Genomic DNA, 24,459 nt, shown 5'->3' with positions numbered 1-24,459 from the left:
CGGTTCACAGCACGGCGGCGGCGACCGGCGGCGTGTGCTCCACCGGGAGGACGTCGGCGTGGGTGGGTGCCGGCTCCGAGCGGCCCGGGCGGACGGCCCGCAGCGCACCGAGGATGGCGACGAGGTCCACGAGCTCCTGGAGCGAGGCGCCGACCACGGCCGGGATCACCCCGAAGGCGGCGACGACCATCAGGCCGACGCTCAGCACGATGCCCATCCAGATGGACTCGAGGGCCACCCGCACGGTGCGCTGAGCGATCGCGACGGCCGAGGCCACGCGGCCGAGGTCGTCCAGCATGATGACGACGTCGCCCGACTCGCTCGCGGCCGTGGCGCCCTTCGCGCCCATCGCGACGCCGACGTCCGCCGCCGCCAGCACCGGGGCGTCGTTGACGCCGTCCCCGACCATCATGACCGGGCGGTCCTGCAGGCCGACCACGGCGGAGACCTTGTCCGCCGGCAGCAGGCCCGCGCGCACGTCGTCGACGCCGATCGCCGCCGCGACGTGCAGGGCCGTGGGCTCGGCGTCGCCGGTCAGCATGACGACGTGCCGGACACCGAGGTGGTGGAGGGTCTGCAGCGTCGGCGCGGCGTTGTGGCGGATCTCGTCGGCGACCACGAGCCGGCCGGCGTGCCGACCGTCGACCCCCACGTGCACCGCCAGACGGCCCGGCGGCAGCTCCGCCGCCAGCACCGTCGTCCCGGTGACCTGCTCGACGTGGCTCGCCTTGCCGACCACCACCCGCCGTCCGTCCACGGTGGCCGTCACGCCGGCAGCGGTCGTCTCCGTCACGTCCGACGCGTCGGGGACGTCGAGCCCCCGGCTCTGCGCGGCGTCGACCACGGACTGGGCGAGGACGTGCGGAGAGAACTGCTCCGCGGCGGCGGCGAACCGCACCAGGTCGTCGGACGCCGTGCCGAGCACCGGCTCGACCGACTCGACGCGCGGGTGGCCGTACGTCAGGGTGCCGGTCTTGTCGAGGGCGACCGTGCGGATCCGGGCCATCTGCTCGAGGATGCCGCCAGACTTGATCACGACGCCGTTCTTCGCGGCGCGGCTCATGCCGGCGATGAAGGCGACGGGCGCGGCGATGAGGAGAGGGCACGGGGTCGCGACGACGAGCACCTCGGCGAAGCGCACCGGGCTGCCGCTGAGCCACCAGGCGACGCCGCCGAGCACCAGCGCGACGGCGGTGAACGGCACGGCGTACCGGTCGGCCAGCCGCACGATCGGTGCCTTGGAGTCGGCTGCCGCCTGCACCAGCTCGATGATCTTCTGGTACTGGCTGTCCTTCGCCTCGACGGTCGCGCGGACCATCGCCACCTGCTGGTCGCTGACCGAGCCGGACAGCACCGCCTCGCCCGCGAGGTGCTCCACCGGGAGCGACTCACCGGTCAGCGAGGACTCGTCGAACGACGCCGTGTCGCCCTCGAGCACGCCGTCGACGGGGACGGCCTCCCCGGGCTTCACCAGCAGCAGGTCGCCGACGCGGACGTCGGTGACGGCGACGTCCGTCAGCTCGCCGTCCGGGCCCACCACGTGGGCGAAGTGCGGTGCGCGGGCCAGCAGGGCGGACACCTCGCGGTGCGCGCGCGCCGAGGCGTAGTCCTCCAGCGCGGAGCCGCCGGTGAGCATCAGCACGACGATCAGCGCCGCCCAGACGTCACCGACCGCGACGGTGGACACGACGGCGGTGACGGCGAGCACGTCGAGGCCGAAGTTGCCCCGCAGCATGTCCCGCACCATCTGGTAGGCGTGCATCCCGGCGACGACGAGCGCGTAGCCCCCGACCACCCAGCGGGTGGCGGCGGGCGCCGTGAGCGTCAGGACGAGTCCGGCGAGGGCCACGACGAGCGTCGCGGCCACCATCGGGTAGCGGCGCAGCCAGTCCTCGATCTTGGTCATGCGTCCGTGATACCTGAACCAAGGGCAGGTGCGATAGCAAGGATCGGCTGGCCTTGGCGGCGTCGCGAGGGAGCCGCCGAGCCGTCTGGCGAGCCGCCCTGCCGTCTGCCGACGCCCCCGGCCCGCCGCACAACCGACACACAGGTGGCTCGGAGAGAACTCTGAGAACGGCTCGGAATGATCCTTGCCATGACGACCTCCACGATGACCCGGACGGCCGGTCCGGCAGCCCGAGGCAGCCGCCCGACGGCCTCGTCGCGCAGCCGTCAGGCCGCACCCGTACGGGGGCCCGGTGCCCGGTCGGTCCGTGCCGTCATCTGGCTCGGCTCGCTCGCCGTGCTGTGGTTCTGGTGGGCCGGGACCTCGCCGTCCATGGGAAGCACGCCCGGCACGGCGATCACGGCGTTCGGCGAGCTCGCCGGACTGATCGCGTCGTTCCTGGTGTGCGCCCAGGTGCTGCTGGTCGCGCGGGTGCCGTGGTTCGAGCGGGCGGTGGGACTGGACCGGTTGGTGTCCTGGCACCGGTCGCTGGGCACCACGGTGCTGCTGCTGGTGCTGACCCACGTCGGCGCGATGATCCTCGGCGGGATGCTCAGCGACCACAAGACGCCGTGGGCCGAGCTGATGGCGCAGCTGCACACCTACTCGGACATCCTGCCCGCGATCGTCGGGACGGTCGTCTTCCTGGTCGTCGGGCTGACCAGCGCCCGGCTGCTGCGCCGCTACCTGAGCTACGAGTGGTGGTTCGGCATCCACTTCACGATCTACGGCGGGATCTTCCTGACCTTCCTGCACCAGATCTCCTCCGGCGCGCACTTCGTCGGCTCCTGGCCGGCCAAGACCGTGTGGTTCACCATGTACGCCGGCACCGCGCTGGCGATCGTCTGGTGGCGCGTCGGGCTCCCGCTGGTGCAGCACGTGCACCTCGGCCTGACGGTCGAGTCGGTGGTCAACGAGGCCAAGGGCACCACCAGCGTGTGGCTGAAGGGCAGCGGCCTCGACGCGCTGCAGGCCCGGGCCGGGCAGTTCTTCCTCGTGCGGTTCCTCACCCCCGGGCACATCTGGACCGCGCACCCCTACTCGGTGTCCGTCGTCCCGACGGACGAGCGCGTGCGGTTCACCATCGGCGCGCTGGGCGACCACTCCACGGCCGTGCGGCGCATCCGCCCCGGCACCCGGGTGCTGCTCGAGGGACCCTTCGGTAAGTTCACGGCCGACCGGGCCCGCTCGCGCCGCGTGCTGCTGGTGGCCGGTGGCGCCGGGATCGGCCCCGTGCGGGCGCTGGCCGAGGAGCTCGTCTCGCAGGGGCGTGACGTCGTGGTGGTGCACCGCGCCCACGACGCCGAGGGACTGGCGCTGTCCCGGGAGTTCCCCGACTACGACACCCTGCACTACGTCCCGCTGCCGGGCCGCCGGCGCGACCTCGGGTACGACCCGCTGTCGCCGGCCGTGCTGGGCCGTGTGGTCCCCGACATCCGGCAGCGCGACGTGTTCGTCTGCGGCCCGGCCGCGATGACGGACACCGTCGTCAGGTCGGCACGGGCGCTCGGCGTCCCGCGTGCCGCCATCCACCACGAGGAGCTGAGCCTGTCATGAGCACCCAACCCTGGCGCGGGACCCTGATCTTCGCCGGCACGCTGGCCGCGATCGCGGCGACCGCCGCCGCCCGGTTCTCCGGGTCCGACGGTCTGGCGGCGTCCGGCGCCGTGCACACCGGCACGGGTGGCACCTCGACCGGGCAGTCCGCCGCGGGTACGACGGGCGGCTCGACGGGGACGTCGTCGGGCGCCTCGGGCTCGTCGAGCGCGACCGGCACCCAGTCCGGCACCACGAGCGGGACCAAGACGATCGTGGGCACCACCGAGCAGACGCCCTACGGGCCGCTGCAGCTGTCGGTCACCTTCACCAACGGCAAGGTCTCCGCGGTGCAGGCGCTGCAGACGCCGAACCGCCACGGGGAGAGCGTGCAGATCAACGCGTACGCCGTGCCGATCCTGACGAAGGAGGCCATCGCGGCCGGCTCGGCGAACATCGACACGGTGTCCGGTGCGACGTTCACCTCGCAGGCGTACGCGCAGTCGCTGCAGTCGGCGATCGACAAGCTCGGCTGAGCTCGGTGCGTCGCGTCGAGGAGGTCATGGGCCTGCCGATGTCCGTGGACGTGCGGCGGGCGCAGGGCCCGGACGTCCAGGCTGCCCTCGACGCGGCGTTCGCCGTGCTGCACCAGGCCGACGAGCGGTTCAGCACCTACCGGCCCGACAGCGAGCTGCGGCGGCTGGAGCGCGGTGAGGTGCCCGAGGACGACCTGTCCGCCGACATGCGCGAGGTGCTCGACCTCGCGGCGCGCGCCCACGAGGAGTCGGGCGGCGTGTTCGACGTCTGCACCCCCGAGGGACGGCTCGACACGAACGGCGTGGTCAAGGGCTGGGCGGCGCAGAGGGCCGCCGACGTGCTGGTCGCCGCCGGACTGCGCGACTTCTGCCTGAACGCCGGTGGGGACGTGGTGACCCGCGGCGAGCCGGAGCCCGGTCGAGCGTGGGACGTCGCGGTGCGGCACCCCGACGACCCGCAGGCGGTGCTCGCCGTGCTGTCCGTGACGGACGGCGCCGTGGCGACCTCCGGCACCTACGAGCGCGGCGCCCACGTGTGGGACGGTCGCAGCGGCTCCCGGCAGCTGCCCCTGGTGGCGGCGACCGTGGTGGCGGCCGACCTGACGGTCGCCGACGTGCTGGCCACCACCGTGCTCGCGATGGGCGAGGACGGACCCGCGTGGGCGGTGGAGCACGGAGCCGCCACGGTGATCGCCGTGACGACCGACCGGCGCGTGATCACCGCGGCGCCGGCCGCCGTCAGCGGAGCGCCGGCAGCTCGAGCGTGACCTGAGCCCCGCGGCGCTGGTCGTCCCGGGGACCGGCCGCCACGCGGCCGCCGTGCTGGGTGGCGATCTCGGCGACCAGCGCGAGGCCCAGGCCGTAGTGCCGACGACCGTCGGCCGCCGGCCGGTGCGAGGCGAAGCGCTCGAACACCCGGGTGCCCGGGGCGATGCCCGGGCCGTCGTCGAGCACGCGGGCGCGGACCAGGTCCCCGTCGCGCACCACGTCGAGGTCGACGGCCGACTCCGCGTGGTCGAGCGCGTTGTCCACCAGGGCCGTCAGCGCACGACGGACCGACACCCCTCCGGCCAGCGCGACGGCCGCGGGCTCGCCGGTGGTGCGCAGCGCGATGCCGCGGGCCGAGGCGGACGCAGCGGCGGCCGCGACGACCTTCGCCGCGACTGCGGCGACGTCCACCGGCTCGGGAGCGACCCGACGGTCGTCGGCCGCGAGCAGCAGGTCGTCGAACAGCGCGGCGAGGGCGGCGGTGTCGCCGTGCAGGCCCGTCACGTCGGCGCGAACCCGCGGTGGCACGTCGGAGACGTCGGCGTCGAGGTGGCGCCCGAGCAGCTGCACCCGCGTGCTCAGGAGCGTCAGCGGCGTCCGCAGCTCGTGGCTGGCATCGGCGACGAACCGCCGCTGGCGCGCCAGGGCATCGGCCAGCGGGCGGACCGCCCGACGGCCGAACCAGGCACCGGCCACCCCGGCGAGCACCACCCCGGTCCCGCCGGCGAAGGCCAGGGCCGTCAGCAGCCGTTCCAGCTCGTCGTGCTTCTCGTTCGGGTCGACCGCGACCTGCACGACCACCCGGTCCCGCTCGACCGTGACGACGGGAACGGGGCCCTCCCCGGTCGCCACCGTGCTGCGCACCTCGTGCCGGCCCTCGGCGACGGCGCTGAGGGCGCCGACGTCCGGCAGCCCCTGCGGGAGGCCCGGGCTCGACGTCATCGAGCCGTCGACCGTCGACATCACGGTCACCCACAGCCCCGGCGGGACGTCCCGGGTGTCGTCGATGCTGTGCGCGACCTGCTCCAGCTTCGCCTCGGCGTCCCGCGCCTGTCCGCGCAGCACCGCGACGAGCACCACGGCAGACATCAGCACGACGCTGGCGAGCACCACCACAGCGGTCTGCCAGCCGAGGCGCCGCGCGGCACGTGCCACCTCGACGTCCTCGGGGGACTGCCGCGGGCGCGGCGCGCCGGGGCGGATCACGACGCCCTCGTCGGGCGCGGGCTCGGTGTCGCTCACGACGCACCGAGCCGGTACCCGACACCGCGGACGGTCGCGACGACGTCCCGGCTCAGCTTGCGGCGCAGGTAGTAGACGTAGGTGTCGACGACGCCCACCTCCCCCGCGTCCGGGAACACCGTGTCGAGCAGCCGCTCACGGTCGTACACGCGGCCCGGGTGCCGCGCGAGCACCTCGAGCAGCTCGCTCTCGCGCACCGACAGCGCCACGCGCTCGCCGTCGTCGCGCACCACCTCGTGCGTCGCCGGGTGCAGCGTGCCGCCGAGCACCGGGAGCGTCAGCGCGTCCTCCGTGTGCCGGCGGGTGAGGGCTCGCAGCCGGGCGGCGAGCTCGTCGATGTCGAACGGCTTGCCGAGGTAGTCCTCCGCGCCCGCGTCCAGACCCTCCACGCGGTCGGCGGGGTTGCCGAGCGCCGACAGCACCAGCACGGGCGTGGTGACCCCCCGGCTGCGCAGCCTGGCCAGCAGGTCCAGCCCGTCGATCGCCGGCAGGCCGCGGTCCAGCACCATCACGTCGTAGTTGCGCGTCAGCCCCAGGTGCAGGCCGCGCTGACCGTCCCGGGCGACGTCCACGGAGTAGCCCTCGCCGGTGAGCAGCTCCGCCAGCATGTCGGCCAGGTCGGCGTCGTCCTCCACGACGAGCAGCCGACGCTCGGTGCCGGGAACGGCAGTCATCTCAGGGCCTCCGGACGGGTGCGGATCGGTTGCAGCCAGTGGGCCAGGAGCACGGCGGTCAAGGAGCCGGCGGCGATGACGGCGGCGAGCACGACGATCTGGAAGCGCCCCGCCTCCAGCGGGGACACGCCCCCGAAGATCGCGCCGACGAACGCGCCGGGCAGCGTCACCAGGCCGGTGGTCTTGGTCTGGTCGGTGATCGGGATCATCGCCGAGTAGACCGCGTCGCGGGCGATCTGGGCGGTGGACTGGGCCGGGTGCGCGCCGAGCGCGAGCCAGCCCTCGACCTCCTCCCAGTGGTCGATCACCCCCTGGGTGAAGCGCCGACCGGCGAGCGTCGCCATGGTCATGGAGTTGCCGACGACGATGCCGCCGATGGCCAGCGTGTAGCGCGCGGTGAAGCCGATCGCCCCGGTGAGGAAGACGACACCGAGGGCCAGCAGCACGCCGGCCGCCATCGCGAGGACGACCTGCCGCATGCGCTGCGGCGTCCAGCCGAGCCGGCGGGTGGCCGTGGTCGCCGCGACGGAGAACATCACCAGCAGCGCCGCGGCGACCCACAGGTGGGAGGTGATCACGCCGGTGAGCACCAGGCTGATGGCCGCGAGCTGCAGCGCTCCCCGCGCCACGGCCGTCGCCGGGGCCCAGGGGTGCCGCACGCGGAAGGTCCGAAGCACCACCGCGGCGGCCACGACCAGCGTCGCGATGCCGACGAGCACCCGCAGGAGCTCGGCCGACGACATGGGGCGAGCCTACGGCGGCGGGCTGTGCCGGCCGTCGAGCCGCTCGTCGCCGCCCTCGGGCCGTCGCGACGAGGGTCGCCCGCTCACGGCACGAAGCGGTAGCCCACCCCGGGCTCGGTGACCAGGTGCCGCGGCCGGGACGGCTCCCGCTCCAGCTTGCGCCGCAGCTGTGCCATATACACCCGCAGGTAGTTGCCCTGCTCCTCGAAGCCGTGGCCCCACACCTGCGCCAGCAGCTCCTTCTGCGTCACCAGGCGCCCGGCGTTGTGCACCAGCACCTCGAGCAGGTGCCACTCGGTGGGGGTCAGCCGGACGTCGGCGCCGTCCCGGGTGACCCGGCGGTCGGCGAGGTCGACGGTGAAGGCGTCGGTGGTCACCAGCGGCTCGGCCACCGGCTCGGGGGTGGCGCGGCGCAGCGCCGCACGGATGCGGGCGAGCAGCTCGTCCATGCCGAACGGCTTGGTGACGTAGTCGTCGGCACCGGCGTCGAGGGCGTCCACCTTGGCGGCCTGGGACTCGCGTGCGGAGAGCACGATGATCGGCACCTGCGACCAGCCCCGGATGCCGGCCACCACGTCGACGCCGTCGATGTCGGGCAGGCCCAGGTCGAGCACGACGACGTCGACCCCGGCCGCCGCGGCGCGCAGAGCGGCCCGCCCCGTGGCGGCCTGCTCGACCTCGTACCGGCGGGCGCGCAGGTTGATCGTCAGGGCGCGCAGGAGCGTCGCGTCGTCGTCGACCACCAGCACCTTGGTCACGCCGTCTCCCCCGGGGTCGGTTCGGCCTGCCGCCCGGCCAGCGGCAGCCGCAACGTCATCGTCAGGCCGCCGCCCGGCGTCCGCGACGGTGCGAGCGAGCCGCCCAGCGCCTCGGCGAACCCGTGCGCGATCGCGAGCCCCAGCCCGACACCGGCCGACCGGTCGTCGAGCCGGCGGAACGGCTCGAACAGGTGCCGCCACTGCCCCTCGGGCACCCCGGGGCCGTGGTCCACCACGCGGAGCTGGACCGCGTCGTCGATGACTTCGGCCTCCACCCGCACACGTGAACCCGCGGGCGCGTACCGGCGGGCGTTGTCCACCACGTTGGCCACCACGCGCTCTGCCAGGCCGGGGTCGGTCAGCACCGGCGGCAGCCCCGCCGGGACGTCCACCTGGACCTGCTCGTCGCTGAGCGTCAGCAGCGCGCGGCCCACCACCTCGTCGAGGTCGACCGGCACCCGGTGCACCGCGAGCGCCCCGGCCTGCAGGCGGGACAGGTCCAGCAGGTTGGCCAGGAGGTCGGACAGCCGGTCGGCACCCTGCTCGACGGCCTCCAGCAGCTCGGCGCGCTCGTCGTCCGACCACACGACGTCCGTCGAGCGCAGGCTGCTGACGGCCGCCTTGATCCCCGCCAGCGGGGTGCGCAGGTCGTGCCCGACGGCCGCCAGCAGCGCCGTGCGGACCCGCTCCCCCTCCGCGAGCTGCCGCGCCCGGGACGCCTGCTCGGCGAGCACCTGGGCGTCCCATGCCCGTGCCGCCGCCCCCGCCAGCCCCGTGAGCAGCGACCGCTCCGCCGCGAACGGTTCCGGCCCGTAGCCGATCAGCTGCAGGTCGGGCCCGGCCTCGACGACGAGGCCGGGGCTGCCGGACGGCGTCGGCCCCACGCGCGCCAGCGGTGCTGCGGCGCCGCGCCGCACCAGCGCCATCGTGTCCATCGCGAGCACCCGCCGCGCCTCGTCCAGCACACCGACCACGGAGGCGTCGGACACCGGCTCGGCGGACAGGCGCGACAGCACCTGGGAGCCGATCCGGCTGCGGGCGGCGGCCGCCTGCTCCCGCGCGGCGAGCTGCACCGTCAGGCCGACGATGCCGCCGACCACCACGAACACGGCGAGCTCCACCAGCGCGTCGCGACTGTCCACCGCCAACGTGTGCCGCGGTGGCACGAAGAACCAGTTCGCGAGCAGGAAGCCGACCACCACGGCGAGCCCGGCCGCCTCCAGGCCGCCGACCGCAGCGGCGATCACCACCATCAGCACGTAGAGCATCAGCACGGCGCCGAGCGACAGGCCGGTACCCAGGCGCACCAGCGCGAGCGTGCCGAGCGGGCCGCCGACGACCACCAGACCGATGCCGGCCAGGCGCCGAGCCCTGGTGAGCCGCATCCCCGCACGTGGCAGGGCGGACGGCGCGGCGCTCATGGCGTCAGCGTGCCACGCCCGCCCGGACGGTGAGGGGACCGCGGTCGCCCCCGGGGGGAGCGCCGCGCACCGTCCGGGCGGGCGAGCTGGAGGCGCCCGGTGCGGGCGCGGGTGGCCGCACCCGGTGCGGGCGCGGAAACGGTCAGCCGGCCACCTGCACCGGCGCCGGCGTCTGCTCCGGGCTGAGGACCCACGGCACCGAGGTGACCATCACCCCGGGCTGCACCAGCAGCCGGGCCTTCAGCCGCAGCGCGCTCTGGTTGTGCAGCGCCTGCTGCCACCAGTGCGCCACCACGTACTCCGGCACGAACACCACGACGAGGTCCCGCGGCGAGTCCCGCCGGATGCGGGCGATGTGCTCCAGCACCGGGCGGGTCAGGTCCCGGTACGGGGAGTCGAGCACGGTCAGCGGGATGGGCACGTCGCGCTCCGCCCAGTCGGCGAGCAGCGTCGCCGCCTCCTTCTCCTGGGTGCGCACCGTCAGCGCCGTCAGGGTGGACGGTCGGGTGGCCCGGGCGAACGCGAGCGCGCGCAGCGTCGGCATGGTCAGCCGGGACACGAGGACGATGCCGTGCACGCGGCTGGGCAGCGGCACACCGCCGGGCGGAGGAGTCAGCGCGCGGTCGACGGACGCGTAGTGCCGGTGCACGCCCTCCATCGCCAGGAACACGACCGGCATCGCGATCACCACCAGCCACGCGCCGTGCGTGAACTTGGTGACCAGCACGATGACCAGGACGATCGCCGTCACCACGGCGCCGAGCCCGTTCACCAGCCGGGCGCGGACCATCCGCGGCACCTCGTCGCGCAGCACGGTGGCGCGGATGGCCGTCGTCCAGTGCTTCACCATGCCGGCCTGGCTCAGGGTGAACGAGACGAACACCCCGATGATGTACAGCTGGATCAGCCGGGTGGTGCTCGCGTCGAACACCCACAGCAGCAGGCCGGCCAGCAGCGCCAGGATCACGATCCCGTTGCTGAACACCAGCCGGTCGCCCCGCCGGCCGAACTGCCGCGGCAGGTAGCCGTCGCCGGACAGGATCGAGGCGAGGATCGGGAACCCGTTGAAGGCCGTGTTGGCGGCCAGCACCAGGATCGCGGCGGTGAACGCCTGCACGACGTAGAACGCGATGCTGCTCGAGCCGAAGACGGCCCCGGACAGCTGGGCGATCACCGTGCCCTGGTGGTAGCCGGCCGGCGCGCCGACCAGCTGGGAGGTGTCCTCGGCGATGTGGACGTGGCTGATCATCGCCAGCGCCGTGATGCCGATGAACATCGCGATGGTCAGCCCGCCCATCGCGGCCAGCGTGCTCGCCGCGTTCCGCGGCTTGGGCTCGCGGAAGCTCGGCACGCCGTTGCTCACGGCCTCGACGCCGGTCAGGGCGGTGCACCCGGAGGCGAAGGACCGCAGCGCGATGCCCACCACCAGCAGGGGGCCGAGGGTGGCGGTGGAGTGCACGCTGATCGCCGCGGAGGCCGCGACGGGTGCGTGCCCGGCGAACGTCCTGGCCAGGCCCACGCCGATCATCGCGAGCACCGCGACGACGAACCCGTACGTCGGGATCGCGAACGCCGTGCCCGACTCGCGCACGCCGCGCAGGTTGATCACCGCGAGCAGGGCGACGAAGCCCAGCGTGATCGGCAGCGCCGAGTGCGCGAGCCACGGGAACGCCGAGACGATGTTGGCCACCCCCGCCGCCACGGAGACGGCGACGGTCAGCACGTAGTCGACCATCAGCGCGCTGGCGGCCACCAGCGCCGGCCGGGCGCCGAGGTTGGCGCGGCTGACGGCGTAGGCGCCGCCGCCGGTCGGGTACGCGTAGCAGGTCTGCCGGTAGGACGCGACGACCACGACCAGCAGGACGATGACGGCGAGCGCGACGAACGGGGTCAGGTGCAGCAGGGACGCGCCGCCGACGGACAGCACCAGGAGGATCTCCTCCGTGGCGTACGCGTTGGAGGAGAGCGGGTCGGAGCAGAACACCGGCAGCGCGATGCGCTTGGGCAGGAGGGTCTCCCCCATCCGCTCGTTGCGCAGCGGGTTGCCGACGAGCAGGCGCTTGGGCGCCGTGAGCAGGCTTGTCACACCTCCATCGAACGGCTCCCAGGGTGGGCAGGTCGCCGTCCTGACGCCGTCTTGACGCCGTCGCGCGGATCCTGACGCCGCCTTGACGGGCGGTCGCCCGACGGCGGGACCATCGGCCCACCGCCCCGCAGCCATCGGATGCGGAGCACGGGGCGTGCCAGGACACTCGTGCCACCGCCCACGTCGGACGAGCGTCCAGCAACGTGCGGCGCACGAAGGAGGCACCGTGCTCACGCACGCCGTCCGGTTCGACAGCGCCGGGGAACCGCACCCGCTGGACACGGACCCGTCGCCGGATGTCGCGAGGGAGCTGAAGGAGGCGCGCCACGAGGGTGGCTTCCTGTGGCTGGAGCTCTGGATGCCCGACGAGGCCGAGATGGCATCCGTCGCCGAGCCCCTGTCGCTGGACCCCCGTGCCACCCGGGACGCGGTGACGGGCCGCCAGCAGCCGAAGATCCAGCGCTTCGGCGACCACCTCGCGGTGGTGCTGTGGACCCTGGAGCTGACCAGGACGTACCCCACGGTCACCGTCGGCGAGGTGTTCCTGTTCATCGCCCCGGGAGCGCTGGTCACGGTGCGACGCACGCGGGCGCAGGGCGAGGAGGTCCGCAGCTCCGGCCTCGCCGAGCCGGACGCCCGGGTCCGGGGCGGGGCCCTCGGCGCGGCGTTCGCCGTCATGGCCGAGGTGGCCGGCGACTACGCCCGGCTGACCGACACGATCGAGGACGAGCTCCAGGAGCTCGAGCGCGACGTGTTCGACGACTCCGTCCGCGAGAACCGCGAACGGATCTACCGGCTCCGCGGGCAGATCGGCAAGGTCGACCGGGCGGTCGCCACCCTGAACGCCTCCCTGAAGGCCAGCGAGGGCCACTTCGAGGAGCTCTCCGTCGACCACGAGGAGGTGGGGCCGTGGATCCGGGACCTGATGGACGACCTGGCGGGCACCGCCGTGCTGGCCAACGAGCAGAACCTCACCCTCGACGCGGTGGTCGCCAGCCACGAGAACAACGTGGCCGCCCAGCAGAACGAGGACACGCGCAAGATCTCGGCCATCGCAGCGATGCTGTCCATCCCCGCGGTGACGTCCGGGCTGTTCGGGATGAACTTCAAGGACCTGCCGCTGGTGAACACCACCGGGGCATGGGCGTGGGTGATGGGCGCCGTGGTGCTGATCGACCTCGGGGTGTACGTCGTGTTCAAGCGGCGGCACTGGCTGTAGGGCAAATCCCGTGACCGGCCCCGGAGCCCCCGGCACGATGGGTTCGTGACGGCGCTCGACGACCCCTGGCTCTCCCCCGCCCGGCCGGAGGTGCGGCTGGTCCAGGTGCCTGCCCCGGCGCTCGCGGCCCTCGCCGCAGGCCACGCGGACGGCGCGGAACGCGCGGTGCCGGGCCTGCGCATCGACCCCGGGCTGGCGACGGACCACTGCCGTCGGGTCTGGCAGATCCGCGCCGAGCAGGTCCAGGAGCGGCCGGCGGACGCGTCCTGGGTGACGCGGCTGCTGGTGGACTCCTCCCTGGTGGCGGCCACGAGCGCAGCGGGGTCGGGCACCGGCCTCGGACCCGGTCCGGCCACCCCGGGCGGGACCGCCGTCGGCCGCGCCGGGTTCCACGGCCCGCCCGACGCACGTGGCACGGTCGAGGTCGGCTACGAGGTGGTGCCGTGGGCGCGCCGCCGCGGGTACGCCCGGGCGGCGATGGACGCGCTGCTGGCCGTGGCGCGGGACCGGGCCGACGTGCGCGTGCTGCGGGCGACGGTCAGCCCGGACAACGTCGCGTCCCGGGCCCTCGTCGCATCCTTCGGGCTGGTCGAGGTGGGCGAGCAGTGGGACGACGAGGACGGCCTCGAGACGATCTTCGAGCTGCCCGTCGTCTGACGCCCGCGGCCCGGACGGCGGCTCAGACCGCGTCGTCCCCGCGCTCGTTGGTCCGTACCCGCACCAGCTCGTCGATCGTCTGCACCCACACCTTGCCGTCACCGATCTTGCCGGTGCGGGCCGCCGCGACGAGCGTGTCCACGACGGTCGCGGCCATCTCGTCGCTGACCACCACCTCGAGCCGCACCTTCGGCACGAAGTCGATCTGGTACTCGGCGCCGCGGTACACCTCGGTGTGCCCGCCCTGGCGGCCGTACCCCTGCGCGTCCGACACGGTCAGGCCCCGGACGCCGATGGCGCCGAGCGCCTCGCGGACGTCGGAGACCTTGAACGGCTTGACGATCGCCGTGATGAGCTTCATCAGGAGGTCCTTCCGATGCTGGAGGTGGCGGTGAGCTCGTACGCGGTCTCGGCGTGCTGGCTCGAGTCGAGGCCCTCGTGCTCCTCCTCGGGCGTCACCCGCAGCCCGATGGTCGCGCGCAGCGCCCACGCGATCGCGTAGGACGCCCCGAAGGCGAACGCCGAGGCGGCCAGCACGCCGAGCAGCTGGTGTCCCACCTGACCGAGCCCCCCACCGAGCAGCAGACCCTGGTGGGCGACGGCCGGGTTGACCGCGGTGGCGGCGAGCAGGCCGACGGCGATCGTGCCGATCACGCCACCGACGTAGTGCACGGCGACCACGTCGAGCGAGTCGTCGTAGCGGAAGCGGAACTTGAGCCGGATGGCGAACAGGCAGACGACGCCGGCGACCACGCCGACGAGGATCGCGGGGACCGGTGCGACGAAGCCGGCGGCCGGCGTGATCGCGACCAGCCCCGCGACCGCGCCCGTGGCGCCGCCCAGCGTGGTGGCCTTGCCGGTCAGCCGCTTCTCGAGCGCCAGCCAGCCGATCATGCCGCCGACACCGGACAGGTGGGTGGCCAGCGCCGCGCTCGCCGCGAGGGTGCCCGCCGTCAGCGCCGACCCGGCGTTGAACCCGATCCAGCCGAACCAGAGCAGGCCGGCGCCCAGCAGCGTGAGCGGCAGGTTGTGCGGCGCCATCATCTCCCGCGGCCAGCCGCGCCGCGGTCCCAGCACCAGGGCGAGGGCCAGGGCCGACGCGCCGGAGCAGATCTCCACGACCGTCCCGCCGGCGAAGTCCAGCAGGCCCGCGCGGTGCAGCCACCCGGTGGGCGACCAGACCCAGTGCGCGAGCGGCGCGTACACGACCACCGACCAGACGGCGACGAACGTGACGAACGCGCCGAACCGCATCCGGTCCGCCGACGCGCCGCTGATCAGGGCCGCCGTGATGATGGCGAACATCAGCTGGAACGCGACGAAGGCCAGCGGCGGGACCGTCAGCGGGATGCCCGGCACCGCCTGCTCCGCGTGCGCGAGGCCCACCAGGTGCAGGCCGCCGACCAGGCCGCCGCCCGCATCGGTGTCGAACGCCAGCGAGTAGCCCACGACCACCCAGGTGATCGAGACGACCGCGATCGCCGTGAAGCTCTGCATGATCATCGCGAGCGCGTGCTTCGACCGGACCATGCCCGTGTAGAAGAACGCGAGTCCCGGCGTCATCAGCAGGACGAGCGCGGTGCAGACGATGATCCACGCCGTGTCGCCGGCGTCGACGGGTGCTGCGGTGGTGAGGAGGTGCATCGGGCCATCTCTCTCGCGTGGAGGCGGACCGGTCCGCCGCCGTGGCTACGCCGCGCGCGAGCGTACTGGCTCGTGGGAGTGGCGACGGTGGCTGTCCGTTGGGCGTCCTGCGCGGCCCGGAGGGGTGGTGCGCGGGCCCGCTCGGCGGTGGGGGCGGGCCGGCGGATTTGGCCGTGCCCTGGTGGTGACGTAGGGTTGTCGAGCCGACGCGGGGTGGAGCAGCTCGGTAGCTCGCTGGGCTCATAACCCAGAGGTCGCAGGTTCAAATCCTGCCCCCGCTACAAATATGCAGGTCAGAGGCCCTTCCGCTCGGTTGAGCGGGAGGGCCTCTTCTCGTTTCGTCAGCTGATCTGGGCGCCTTGCCGTGGTGCTGTGCCTCAGACTCAGGTCAGCCGCTCGAAGACCATGGTTGCCTGGATCCGGTCACCGCCACCGATGCCCTTGCTGCCCGCCGCCGCAGTGGTAATCGTGTGGAGTCGGTAGCCGAGCGCCGCCTGTGCATTGATGGCCTTCTCCAGCTCGGTGAGGTTGCCCGAGCCGGTGCCCCACAGCTTCTCCTTCAGGATGACCTGCAGGACGACGTAGCTCATCCCTGTCGCTGCGGGGCGCGGCCGAGACCCGGAGGACGCCTCCGCCTGGATCCGGTTGACCACACCTCCGATGCCGCCCATCGGTGGAGTCGGCTGGGTCTGGTCCGTCCACCGCTGCCCGTCCCACCACCTGCTGGTGCCGGTCCCGTCGTCGTACCAGCCAGCGTTCGCGTCAGGCACCAGACACCCCGTTCCCGTCATCCTCGGCGGATCGGCCACCACCACCGGCGGTCCCGCTCGGCGTTCAGCCTGGCATCGCAAGGCGGCCGCCGTTCCCCTCGCGCGGCACTTCACCCGGTACGGCATCCGCTGTTCGTGGCGCTCCGCCGATTCGCGGCACGACGTCACCAGCGACCTCTCGCAGCGCGAGACCCAGCCCGACCGCGGGTCGACCGCCCTCGGCTGACACGCCGCGCGGCCGGCGGTTCGCACACCCGTGCTCGCCCACACGTGCGCGCGGGGGCCCGTGCTAGACCGCGTCGAGGTCGGTGGCGAGGAGCGCGACGAGCTCGTCGAGGACGCTCCCCGCGTCCGACCCGTCGGCGGTCAGCGTCACCTGCTCGCCGTTCTGCACGCCGAGTCCCATGACCTACCGTGTACGGCGCCGCACAGCACCCGATTCCCTAGGACGTCGTTCGGCGCATCGCGCGAGCCCGACGAACCGAGATCGACGCGAGAGTGCGGTAGAAGGCGGGTCACGCCGAGACCGACGCCGCGACCCGTCTCCCCCGCTCCTTGTGGACCCGCATGGCGTGGGCGTGGAGCCCGGTGACACCGCGTAGCGGTCCTGCACAGGAGCCCCGTGCCGTGTCGGTGGGCGTCTCTAGCATCTCGGCATGGACTACAAGATCGAGCTCATCGTCCTGCCCGTCTCCGACGTGGACCGTGCCAAGGAGTTCTACGCCGACAAGGTCGGCTTCGTGGTCGACCACGACCAGCGCGTGAGCGACCAGCTGCGGTTCGTCCAGCTCACCCCACCCGGTTCCGCCTGCTCAATCGCCTTCGGTGAAGGCCTCGTCGACACGCCGCCGGGGTCGGTGCACGGGCTCCAGATCGTCGTGGCCGACGCCGACGCAGCGCACGAGGAGCTGTCGGCGCGCGGCGTTGCCGTCAGCGCCGTCGAGGACCTCCCCTGGGGACGCTTCGTCTACTTCAGCGACCCCGACGGCAACGCCTGGGCCCTCCAGGAGCTGCCGCACCGCGAGTGATCGCGGTCGCCGCGGCGAACCGAGCTAGCGTCCCGCCGCAGGCTGGCCCGCGCCCGCCTCGGAGGCGACCCGCTCCAGGGCGCCGAGTCGTACTACTTCGTACCGAGCTACGACGATTTCGTCGACGCCGCCGCCCGAAGGGCGGCGGACGGAGCACGTCCGCGCTGATGGCGCAGGAGCCTGCCGGAAGCACCCGGAGGCCGGGACCTGAGGCCGGGACCGGTCATCGCGGGCCCGCTCCCCGCACCGGCCCCGCCACCGGTCGCAGTCGGGCCGCGGCCAGCGAATACTGCCCGTGTCGGGTCGGCTCTCGCGGCGGGAGGCAGGCAGATGACCTTCGCCGGGGTGTGGCCGTTCGACCGGGAGACGATGATCCGGTACCGGACGCGTGCGGCCGGACCGTTCGTCCTCGGCGCCCTCGTCGTCGCCTACGCGGCCCTCTGGGGTGCCCGGCACCCCGCGGGACCGTGGGGGACGTACCTCGGCCAGGCGATCGGCTCCGAGGCCGTGCTGCTGTTCACCCTGGCGCTGGTGCTGATGAGCTCGACCAGCTGGGTCGAGTCGCTGTTCGCCGGTCTGGACCGGGCGGCCATCTGGCACCGCACGTGCGCCATCGCCGGGACGGTGCTGATGCTCGTGCACACCGCGACCACGTCGACCGGCCAGGAGGCACCGAGGGGCAAGAGCCTGGGTGTGGTGGGCGCGGTCGGGATCGTCGGGCTGGTCCTGTGGGCGATGCTGCCTCGCTGGCGGCAGCTCGTGCCCCCGTTCCTCCGTGCGCAGGTCGAGCGGGTGGCGCAGAGCCCGGGCGGTCGATGGGCCCACCGGTTCCTCAACGGCTACGACCTGTGGCGCAACGTGCACCGCGTGCTCGGGCTGTTCGTCGCCGCAGGCATCGTGCACGCCGTGCTCGATGCGACGGTGTTCGGCGGCGACCCGGTGCTGCGGTGGAGCCTGATCGTCGTCGGCGCGACGGGCCTGGCGTTCTACGCGTACCGCGAGCTGTTCGCCCGGTTCTTCGTCCGGGTGCACCGGTACAAGGTCAAGGCCGTCGAGCCGATCCCCGGCCGTGACGCGCAGGTGATCACGCTGGCACCGCAGGCCAAGCCTCTGCGCTTCGTCGCCGGCCAGTGGGCCATCGTCTCCATCGAGACGAAGCAGGGCTGGTCACGCAACCCGTTCTCGATCTCCAGCTCCGACCGGGCGGGCGACCTGTCGATCACGGTCAAGGGCCTCGGCGACTTCTCCAGCAGCGTCGACGACCTGGTGCGCCCAGGCATGCCGGCCGTCGTCGACGGGCCGCACGGCCGCTTCGACCGGGCCTACGGCACGGCGGAACAGGTGTGGATCGGCGCCGGCGTGGGCATCACCCCGTTCCTGAGCTGGGCCCGTTCGCTCGACGACCAGCTGGACGCGGACCGGGTCGACTTCTACGTCAGCTCGCGCGGCCGGTCACCGTTCGCCGACGAGCTGCAGGGCATCGCCGACGCGCACCCGAACCTGCACCTGCACGTGGTCGACACCGCGGTGGACGGTCACCTGACCGCCGAGCGGGTGCTCGCCGAGCTCCCCGTGCCGCCACAGCGGCTGAGCGTGTTCCTGTGCGGGCCGCAGCGGATGGTCAAGCAGCTCACCCGCGCCTTCCGGCGTGCAGGAGTGGCAAAGGTGAACATCCACCAGGAGTACTTCAGCTGGCGCTGACCGTCGCCGGGCGCCTCGGCTGTCCGCTCCCGCTCCCGGTCGCAGGCGTCAGCGCGTCCCGCGCGGCCGTTCGGCGACCGCAGGTTGCTGGCCGAGCCATCGGTACAGGTGCTCGGGGCGCCCGGCGGCGCCGTAGCGCAGCGTGTAGTCGATCGTCCCGATGTCGAGCAGGTAGCGCAGGTAGCGGCGCGCCACGCCCGGACTGATCGCGGCGCTCGTCGCGACCTCCCCGGCCGAGATGTTCGACCGCTCCCGCAGCACCTCGACCACGACCGCGAGGGTCGGGGCCGAGATGTTCTTCGGCAGGGAGTCCACGCCGGCCGAGCGCAGCGTGCCGTACACGCGGTCCACGTTCCGCTGGTCGGCCTCCGCCATCTGCTGCAGGCGCCGACGTGCGGCCGCGTAGGTGTCGAGCCGTTCGCGGAAGGTGGCGAAGGTGAAGGGCTTGACCAGGTAGTGGGCGACGCCGAGGTGCATGGCGCGACGCAGGATGTCGACGTCCTTCGCCGCGGTGATCGCGATGACGTCGACCTCGACGCCGGTGGTCGCCCGCAGCCGTCGGAGGGTCTCCACGCCGTCCACGTCCGGCAGGTACACGTCGAGCAGCACCAGGTCAGGCCGACACTCGGCGACGGCAGCGAGCGCGGCCGCCCCGGTGCTCGCGGTGCCGACCACCTCGAAGCCGGGCACCCGCTCCGTGAACTGGCGGTGCACGGAGACCGCCATGAAGTCGTCGTCGACGATCAAGGTCCGGATCACCCGGCCACCGCCGCCAGGTCCCGGGGACGGATCGGCAGCGTCACGGTGAAGACGGCGCCGTCGGCGTTGTCCACCACGATGCGCCCGCCGAGCCGGTGGACGGCCTGGCTGACCAGCGCGAGGCCGAGCCCCCGTCGGCGGCCGTTGCCGCGCGCCACCTTGGTGGTGAACCCGTCGCGGAAGATCTCGGCGGACACCGCGGGGTCGATCCCCGGGCCGGAGTCGTGGACGCGGAGCTGCAGCTCGGGCCCGTCGAGCCCGATCGACACCTCGACCCGGCCACCCGGACCGCCCTGCGCCGCCGAGTCGAGGGCGTTGTCCACCAGGTTGCCGAGGATGGTCACCAGGCTCTGCGGGTCGACGAGCCCGGCCGGCACCTCCTCGACCATCTCGACGCGCAGGGTGACGCCACGCTCGCTCGCCACCGAGGCCTTGCCGAGCAGCAGCGCGGACACGATCGGCTCCCCGATCCGGCCGACGAGCGCGCCGGCGAGCTCTTGATGCAGCGAGGAGCTGGTGTTCACGAACCGCACCGCCTCGGCATAGCGCTCGAGCTCGAGCAGGCCTCCGATCACGTGCAGCCGGTTGGCGAACTCGTGCTCCTGCGCCCGCAGGGCGTCGGCCATGGTGCGGACGTCGGCGAGCTCGTCCAGCAGACCGTCGAGCTCGGTGCGGTCACGGAGCGTGACGACGGCGCCGACCGACTTGCCGTGCACCTCGACGGGCATCCGGTTCACCACGACCACGCGGTCGCCGACCAGCACCACCTCGTCGAGCCCCTCGACCTTGCCGGTCAGCACGTCACGCAGCCGACCGGGCGGCGCCAGCTCGTCGAGGCGCCGGCCCAGCGCCGAGGTGTCGATGCCGATCAGCCGCGTCGCCTCGTCGTTGACCAGCGTGACGCGGCCCGCCGGGTCGATGGTCAGGGCGCCCTCCCGGATGCTGTGCAGCATCGCCTCGCGCTGCTCGAGCAGCGCCGCGATCTCCCGCGGCTCGAGGCCGAACGTCTGCCGCTTCACGCGGCGTGCGAGCAGGAGCGCACCGAGCGCTCCCAGCCCGAGGCCGAGCAGCGGCGGCACCGACGACTCGGGCAGGCGTGCCGCCAGCTCCGAGCTGACGTGCGCCTCGAGCACCCCGACCGAGACGAGCCCGACGACGGTCCCGTCCGGCGCGACGATCGGCACCTTGGCGCGCATCGACCGACCGAGCGAGCCGGTCTCGACGCCGGTGAAGGTGTTGCCGGCCAGCACCGACTGCGGGTCCTCGGCCGGGTCTCCGAGCAGGGACGTCCCGATCAGCTGGGGGTTGGGGTGCGAGTAGCGGATGCCCTGGCGGTCCGCGACGACGATGAACGCGGCCCCCGTCGCACGCCGGACCCGCTCGGCGACCGGGGCGATCACGCGGGCCGGCGAGGGGCCCGCGAGCGCCGTGACGATCTCCGGCATCGAGGCCACCGTGCGCGCGATGGCCAGGGACGACTCGGCCGTCCGGGCGTCCAGCACCCGCCTGGCCTGCACGAACGACACGGCGAAGCCTGCGACCACCGTCAGCAGCAGGATCACGATCTGCAACGTGAAGATCTGCGTCGACAGCCGATGGCGTTCACCGATGAGTGCCATTGGCGGATGTTAGTCCGGTTCCGCGACTTTGCCGCCGCGACCGAAATGCTCATCAAAGGCCTCATCGATCAGTTGGTGCGATCTACCGACGCAATCTGGACCGGACGTGTGGCGCCGCTCACAGTCGTCGGACCCGGTGATCTCCCGACGAAGCGAGAGGACCGCCCGACATGTCCTTCAGACAGCCCCTTCCCCGAACCGCCGACGAGAGCGCCGCCCCGCGCTCCGCCGCCGCCGGCGGGGCCGCCCCGGCCTCGGCACCGCAGGACCGTTCCCGTATCGAGCTCGTCGGCGTCACGAAGCGGTTCGTGTCGCCGACGGGGGCCGCCATGACCGCGCTGCGCGACGTCGACTTCGTCGTCGAGCCCGGTCAGTTCTGCGCCGTCGTCGGCCCGACCGGCTGCGGGAAGTCCACGACGCTCACCATGGTGGCCGGCCTGGACCGGCCGAGCGCGGGTGTGGTCCGCGTCGGCGGCGCGGTGGTCGACGGCATCCCCGACAGCACCAGCTTCATGTTCCAGCACGACGCGCTGCTGCCCTGGAAGAGCGTGCTGCAGAACGTCGCGCTCGGGCCCCGGTTCCGCGGCGAGTCGAAGGCGTCCGCCCTCGGGCGTGCACGGGAGTGGCTCCACGTGGTCGGCCTGTCCGGCTTCGAGGACCACCACCCCCACCAGCTGTCGGGCGGCATGCGCAAGCGGGCCACGCTCGCGGCGTCGCTGATCAGCGAGCCGTCGATCCTGCTGATGGACGAGCCGTTCGGAGCCCTCGACGTGCAGACCAAGGCGATCATGTCGAACGAGCTGCTCACGTTGTGGGAGCGGACCCGGCCCTCGGTCATCTTCATCACGCACGACCTCGAGGAGGCCGTGGCGCTCGCCGACCGGGTGGTGGTGATGACCGCCGGTCCCGGCACGGTGAAGGCGGTCTACGACATCGACCTGCCCCGCCCGCGCGGGGCCGTGCAGGAGATCCGGTTCGACAGCCGGTTCCTCGAGCTGCACCAGCGCATCTGGGAGTCGCTGCGCGAGGAGGTCGAGCGCGCGTACGCGAGGACCGGCCGCGCCGCCGGCTCCGCCACCACCGGCACCGAGGGAGGACGGTCGTGAACGAGGCCTCGACCATGGGCGACGCGCGGACGCTCGCCGCCATCCGCGCACAGTCCGTCCAGCCCGCTCCGAGTGACGAGGCGTCGATCGCCGAGGCGGCGCGCCGACGCGTGCGCCGGCGGAAGGTCCTGGTCCAGTCGACGCGGCTCGCCGTGCTCGTCGTGGTCGTCGGCGGCTGGCAGCTGTTCACCGACCGCAAGATCGTCGACCCGTTCTTCTTCGGCCAGCCGTCGGGGATCGTGCTCAAGCTGACGGACTGGGTGCAGCACGGCACGGCCTACGGCTCCCTGTGGCTGCAGATCGGCGTGACCATGAAGGAGGCCCTGCTGGGCTTCGCCTACGGCACGCTCGCGGGGATCGTCCTCGGCGTCCTGCTCGGCCAGATCCCGTTCCTGGCAGACGTGATCGGGCCCTTCATCAAGGTGCTCAACGCGATCCCCCGCATCGTGCTCGGGTCGATCTTCGTGGTGTGGCTGGGGTTCGGCACCACCTCGAAGGTGCTCCTCGCCGCGGTCCTCGTCTTCTTCGTGGTGTTCTTCAACGCCTTCCAGGGCGTGCGTGAGGTGGACCGCAACCTGGTCGCCAACGTGCGGGTGCTGGGCGCGTCCCGTGCGCAGACCGTCCGGCACGTCGTGCTGCCGTCGGCCGTCGTCTGGATCATCGCGAGCCTGCACGTCGCCTTCGGGTTCGCGATCATCGGGGCGATCGTCGGCGAGTTCCTCGGCGCCCAGCAGGGGCTGGGGCTGGTGATCTCGACGGCGCAGAACAACTTCGACCCCAACGGGATCTTCGCCGCGATGCTGCTGATCGCCGTCGTGGCGCTCAGCGCCGAGGGGCTGATCAGCCAGCTCGAGAAGCGCCTGCTCAGCTGGCGGCCCGGCACCCAGACCGAGGTCGCGGGCCTCTAGCCCCCTCCCTCACCGGCAGATCGCTGGGCGAGCCTGCCCTGCCACGGCCCTGCCCTACCACCGCTGTGCCCTGCCACTGCGCTGCCCGTCCGCCTGCCCGGAACCACCGAGGAGGTGCCCACCCAGACGTGACCGACCGGACCACCCGCACATCAGCTCTCAACGAGGAGAACGAGACATGGCCACACGAGTGCACGCCCGAACGATGACGGGGTTCGTCGCTGTCGCGACGACCATGACCCTCGCCGCCTGCGGCGGCGCCGCGAGCGGGAGCGGGGGCGCGAGCAGTGCCGCCACCGGCGCCGGCGGTGCCAGCGCTGCACCGGTCACCGTCACGATGATGGTCGGCGGGATCGACAAGCAGATCTACCTGCCGTACCAGCTGGCCGAGGGCCTCGGCTACTACAAGAAGTACGGCATCGACATGAAGCTGAGCACCGAGGTGTCCGGCGGTGTCGGCGCAGAGGACGCGGTGGCGTCGGGGCAGGTGAACATGGCCGGCGCCTGGTACGTCCACACGATCGACTTCCAGCAGAAGGGCAAGGACGTCATCAGCGTCGCCCAGCTGAGCGGGGCGCCCGGCGAGCGGGAGATGTGCGCGACGGGCTCCAACGTCTCCTCGCCGGCCGACTGGTCGGGCAAGACCGTGGGGGTCACCGACCTCGGCTCCGGCACCGACGACCTGACGCTCTACCTGGCGGCGAAGAGCAGCCTCACCCAGGCCCAGTTCCACCGGCAGGGCGTCGGCGCGGGCAGCACCCTGGTCGCGGCGCTGCAGCACGGCACCGTCGTCTGCGGGATGACGACCCAGCCCACGGTCAGCGCGCTGGAGACGCAGAAGATCGCCTACTCCGCGATCGACCTGGCCACGACGGACGGGGCCGACAAGTGGCTCGGCGGCGCGTTCCCGTCCGCCGCCGTCCTGGCGAAGGCCGACTGGGTGAACGCGAACAAGGACACGGTGCAGAAGGTGGTCGACGCCCTGGTGGCGACGATGCACTACATCGCCACCCACAGCGCGGCGGACATCGCCGACCACCTGCCCCCGAACTTCGTGTCCAACGGGCTGGTGACCAAGGACCTGTACGTCAAGGCCCTCGACCAGGACAAGGGGCAGTTCCTGCCCGACGGCATGATGCCGGCCAACGGCCCTGACACGGTCCTGGCGGTGGAGAAGCTGGCCGGCAAGGTCACCGCACCGGTCGACCTGACGAAGACGTACACCAACGACTTCGTCGTCGCCGCCAACAAGCTGGAGGGCTTCGCCCAGTAGCGGGCGTCCGCACACGGGTGCGTGCCCCACCGAGCAGAGGTGGGGCACGCACCCGTGCCTGTGCGG

General features: G+C 73.0%; 23 protein-coding genes, 1 tRNA gene and 1 pseudogene. 11 read left to right on the top strand and 14 right to left on the bottom strand.

The annotated features are described in order from the left end of the window. Positions 1-4 precede the first annotated feature (4 nt). Positions 5-1,906, bottom strand: a complete 1,902-nt coding sequence (locus ACFQTY_RS05690) for a heavy metal translocating P-type ATPase (protein ID WP_378098433.1) — start codon at positions 1,904-1,906, stop codon at positions 5-7. Positions 1,907-2,095: 189 nt separating this feature from the next. On the opposite strand from ACFQTY_RS05690, the gene ACFQTY_RS05685 reads away from it, so the two are divergent. From ACFQTY_RS05685 to ACFQTY_RS05675, 3 genes are read left to right on the top strand one after another with little or no spacing between them, the layout of a single operon-like run. Beyond that, positions 2,096-3,502: a ferric reductase-like transmembrane domain-containing protein gene (locus tag ACFQTY_RS05685; protein ID WP_378098430.1), complete on the top strand. Its 1,407-nt coding sequence runs from the start codon at positions 2,096-2,098 to the stop codon at positions 3,500-3,502. Then, positions 3,499-4,017: an FMN-binding protein gene (locus tag ACFQTY_RS05680; RefSeq protein WP_378098427.1), complete on the top strand. Its 519-nt coding sequence runs from the start codon at positions 3,499-3,501 to the stop codon at positions 4,015-4,017. Before ACFQTY_RS05685 ends, ACFQTY_RS05680 begins: the two co-directional genes overlap by 4 nt. 5 nt (positions 4,018-4,022) lie before the next feature. After that, positions 4,023-4,784, top strand: a complete 762-nt coding sequence (locus ACFQTY_RS05675) for an FAD:protein FMN transferase (protein WP_378098424.1) — start codon at positions 4,023-4,025, stop codon at positions 4,782-4,784. On the opposite strand, the gene ACFQTY_RS05670 is transcribed toward ACFQTY_RS05675, so the two are convergent. The 6 genes from ACFQTY_RS05670 to ACFQTY_RS05645 all read right to left on the bottom strand — a co-directional run bounded on the left by ACFQTY_RS05670 (position 4,756) and on the right by ACFQTY_RS05645 (position 11,709). Beyond that, entirely contained in the window at positions 4,756-6,027 is a 1,272-nt protein-coding gene (locus ACFQTY_RS05670) for a sensor histidine kinase (protein WP_378098421.1), read from the bottom strand. The two genes, ACFQTY_RS05675 and ACFQTY_RS05670, sit on opposite strands and share 29 nt — an antisense overlap. Continuing rightward, positions 6,024-6,701 carry a response regulator transcription factor gene (locus ACFQTY_RS05665; protein WP_378098418.1) on the bottom strand — a complete coding sequence of 226 codons (678 nt, stop codon included), beginning with the start codon at positions 6,699-6,701 and terminating at the stop codon, positions 6,024-6,026. Before ACFQTY_RS05665 ends, ACFQTY_RS05670 begins: the two co-directional genes overlap by 4 nt. Beyond that, positions 6,698-7,444 carry an ABC transporter permease gene (locus ACFQTY_RS05660; RefSeq protein ID WP_378098415.1) on the bottom strand — a complete coding sequence of 249 codons (747 nt, stop codon included), beginning with the start codon at positions 7,442-7,444 and terminating at the stop codon, positions 6,698-6,700. The genes ACFQTY_RS05665 and ACFQTY_RS05660 overlap by 4 nt, the downstream gene beginning before the upstream one ends. Before the next feature lie 83 nt (positions 7,445-7,527). Continuing rightward, the gene (locus ACFQTY_RS05655) at positions 7,528-8,202 is read right to left on the bottom strand and encodes a response regulator (protein ID WP_291759433.1); all 675 of its coding nucleotides are present in this window, start codon (positions 8,200-8,202) and stop codon (positions 7,528-7,530) included. Next, positions 8,199-9,623, bottom strand: coding sequence for an ATP-binding protein (locus ACFQTY_RS05650; protein WP_378098411.1), 1,425 nt, complete (start codon positions 9,621-9,623; stop codon positions 8,199-8,201). Before ACFQTY_RS05650 ends, ACFQTY_RS05655 begins: the two co-directional genes overlap by 4 nt. A 142-nt stretch (positions 9,624-9,765) precedes the next feature. Further along, positions 9,766-11,709 (bottom strand): APC family permease, encoded by a 1,944-nt coding sequence (locus tag ACFQTY_RS05645; protein ID WP_378098408.1) that lies wholly within the window; start codon positions 11,707-11,709, stop codon positions 9,766-9,768. A gap of 226 nt (positions 11,710-11,935) precedes the next feature. Between ACFQTY_RS05645 and ACFQTY_RS05640 the strand changes: the two genes are divergently transcribed. Together ACFQTY_RS05640 and ACFQTY_RS05635 are read left to right on the top strand one after the other, a co-directional pair. Continuing rightward, the gene (locus ACFQTY_RS05640) at positions 11,936-12,928 is read left to right on the top strand and encodes a CorA family divalent cation transporter (RefSeq protein ID WP_378098405.1); all 993 of its coding nucleotides are present in this window, start codon (positions 11,936-11,938) and stop codon (positions 12,926-12,928) included. A gap of 45 nt (positions 12,929-12,973) precedes the next feature. Next, positions 12,974-13,585: a GNAT family N-acetyltransferase gene (locus tag ACFQTY_RS05635; protein ID WP_378098402.1), complete on the top strand. Its 612-nt coding sequence runs from the start codon at positions 12,974-12,976 to the stop codon at positions 13,583-13,585. A gap of 22 nt (positions 13,586-13,607) precedes the next feature. On the opposite strand, the gene ACFQTY_RS05630 is transcribed toward ACFQTY_RS05635, so the two are convergent. Together ACFQTY_RS05630 and ACFQTY_RS05625 are read right to left on the bottom strand one after the other, a co-directional pair. Further along, positions 13,608-13,946: a P-II family nitrogen regulator gene (locus ACFQTY_RS05630; RefSeq protein ID WP_291759457.1), complete on the bottom strand. Its 339-nt coding sequence runs from the start codon at positions 13,944-13,946 to the stop codon at positions 13,608-13,610. Then, positions 13,946-15,229 carry an ammonium transporter gene (locus ACFQTY_RS05625; protein WP_378098398.1) on the bottom strand — a complete coding sequence of 428 codons (1,284 nt, stop codon included), beginning with the start codon at positions 15,227-15,229 and terminating at the stop codon, positions 13,946-13,948. Before ACFQTY_RS05625 ends, ACFQTY_RS05630 begins: the two co-directional genes overlap by 1 nt. A gap of 207 nt (positions 15,230-15,436) precedes the next feature. On the opposite strand from ACFQTY_RS05625, the gene ACFQTY_RS05620 reads away from it, so the two are divergent. Then, positions 15,437-15,510, top strand: a tRNA-Met gene (locus ACFQTY_RS05620). A 102-nt stretch (positions 15,511-15,612) separates the two neighbouring features. Here ACFQTY_RS05620 and ACFQTY_RS05615 read toward each other — a convergent pair. From ACFQTY_RS05615 to ACFQTY_RS05605, 3 genes and pseudogenes are all read right to left on the bottom strand, one after another. Next, positions 15,613-15,819: a DUF4177 domain-containing protein gene (locus ACFQTY_RS05615; RefSeq protein ID WP_378099119.1), complete on the bottom strand. Its 207-nt coding sequence runs from the start codon at positions 15,817-15,819 to the stop codon at positions 15,613-15,615. 93 nt (positions 15,820-15,912) lie between these two features. Next, positions 15,913-16,020 (bottom strand): annotated as a pseudogene (locus ACFQTY_RS05610) (DUF2510 domain-containing protein); the annotation flags it as partial. Positions 16,021-16,288: 268 nt separating this feature from the next. Beyond that, positions 16,289-16,405 carry an HPr family phosphocarrier protein gene (locus ACFQTY_RS05605; protein WP_378098395.1) on the bottom strand — a complete coding sequence of 39 codons (117 nt, stop codon included), beginning with the start codon at positions 16,403-16,405 and terminating at the stop codon, positions 16,289-16,291. Between the two features lie 250 nt (positions 16,406-16,655). Between ACFQTY_RS05605 and ACFQTY_RS05600 the strand changes: the two genes are divergently transcribed. Both ACFQTY_RS05600 and ACFQTY_RS05595 read left to right on the top strand, forming a co-directional pair. After that, complete coding sequence (locus tag ACFQTY_RS05600; protein ID WP_378098392.1) at positions 16,656-17,027, top strand: glyoxalase superfamily protein; 372 nt, start codon at positions 16,656-16,658, stop codon at positions 17,025-17,027. 330 nt (positions 17,028-17,357) lie between these two features. Continuing rightward, positions 17,358-18,728, top strand: coding sequence for a hypothetical protein (locus tag ACFQTY_RS05595; protein ID WP_378098389.1), 1,371 nt, complete (start codon positions 17,358-17,360; stop codon positions 18,726-18,728). Between the two features lie 48 nt (positions 18,729-18,776). On the opposite strand, the gene ACFQTY_RS05590 is transcribed toward ACFQTY_RS05595, so the two are convergent. Then, complete coding sequence (locus ACFQTY_RS05590; RefSeq protein WP_378098386.1) at positions 18,777-19,487, bottom strand: response regulator; 711 nt, start codon at positions 19,485-19,487, stop codon at positions 18,777-18,779. Next, the gene (locus ACFQTY_RS05585) at positions 19,484-21,106 is read right to left on the bottom strand and encodes an ATP-binding protein (RefSeq protein ID WP_378098383.1); all 1,623 of its coding nucleotides are present in this window, start codon (positions 21,104-21,106) and stop codon (positions 19,484-19,486) included. Before ACFQTY_RS05585 ends, ACFQTY_RS05590 begins: the two co-directional genes overlap by 4 nt. Positions 21,107-21,276: 170 nt before the next feature. On the opposite strand from ACFQTY_RS05585, the gene ACFQTY_RS05580 reads away from it, so the two are divergent. From ACFQTY_RS05580 to ACFQTY_RS05570, 3 genes are all read left to right on the top strand, one after another. Further along, on the top strand, positions 21,277-22,212 hold the full coding sequence (locus ACFQTY_RS05580) for an ABC transporter ATP-binding protein (RefSeq protein WP_378098380.1): 936 nt from the start codon (positions 21,277-21,279) through the stop codon (positions 22,210-22,212). Then, positions 22,209-23,120, top strand: coding sequence for an ABC transporter permease (locus tag ACFQTY_RS05575; protein ID WP_378098377.1), 912 nt, complete (start codon positions 22,209-22,211; stop codon positions 23,118-23,120). The genes ACFQTY_RS05580 and ACFQTY_RS05575 overlap by 4 nt, the downstream gene beginning before the upstream one ends. A gap of 178 nt (positions 23,121-23,298) precedes the next feature. Beyond that, positions 23,299-24,393 (top strand): ABC transporter substrate-binding protein, encoded by a 1,095-nt coding sequence (locus ACFQTY_RS05570; protein WP_378098374.1) that lies wholly within the window; start codon positions 23,299-23,301, stop codon positions 24,391-24,393. Positions 24,394-24,459: the final 66 nt, after the last annotated feature.

It is taken from the genome of Cellulomonas sp. T2.31MG-18 (assembly GCF_964266755.1).
In the GTDB taxonomy this organism is placed as follows: Bacteria; Actinomycetota; Actinomycetes; order Actinomycetales; family Cellulomonadaceae; genus Cellulomonas.
The sequence above is the reverse complement of the archived record's forward strand: the minus strand, read 5'-3'. Positions and strand labels throughout refer to the sequence as shown.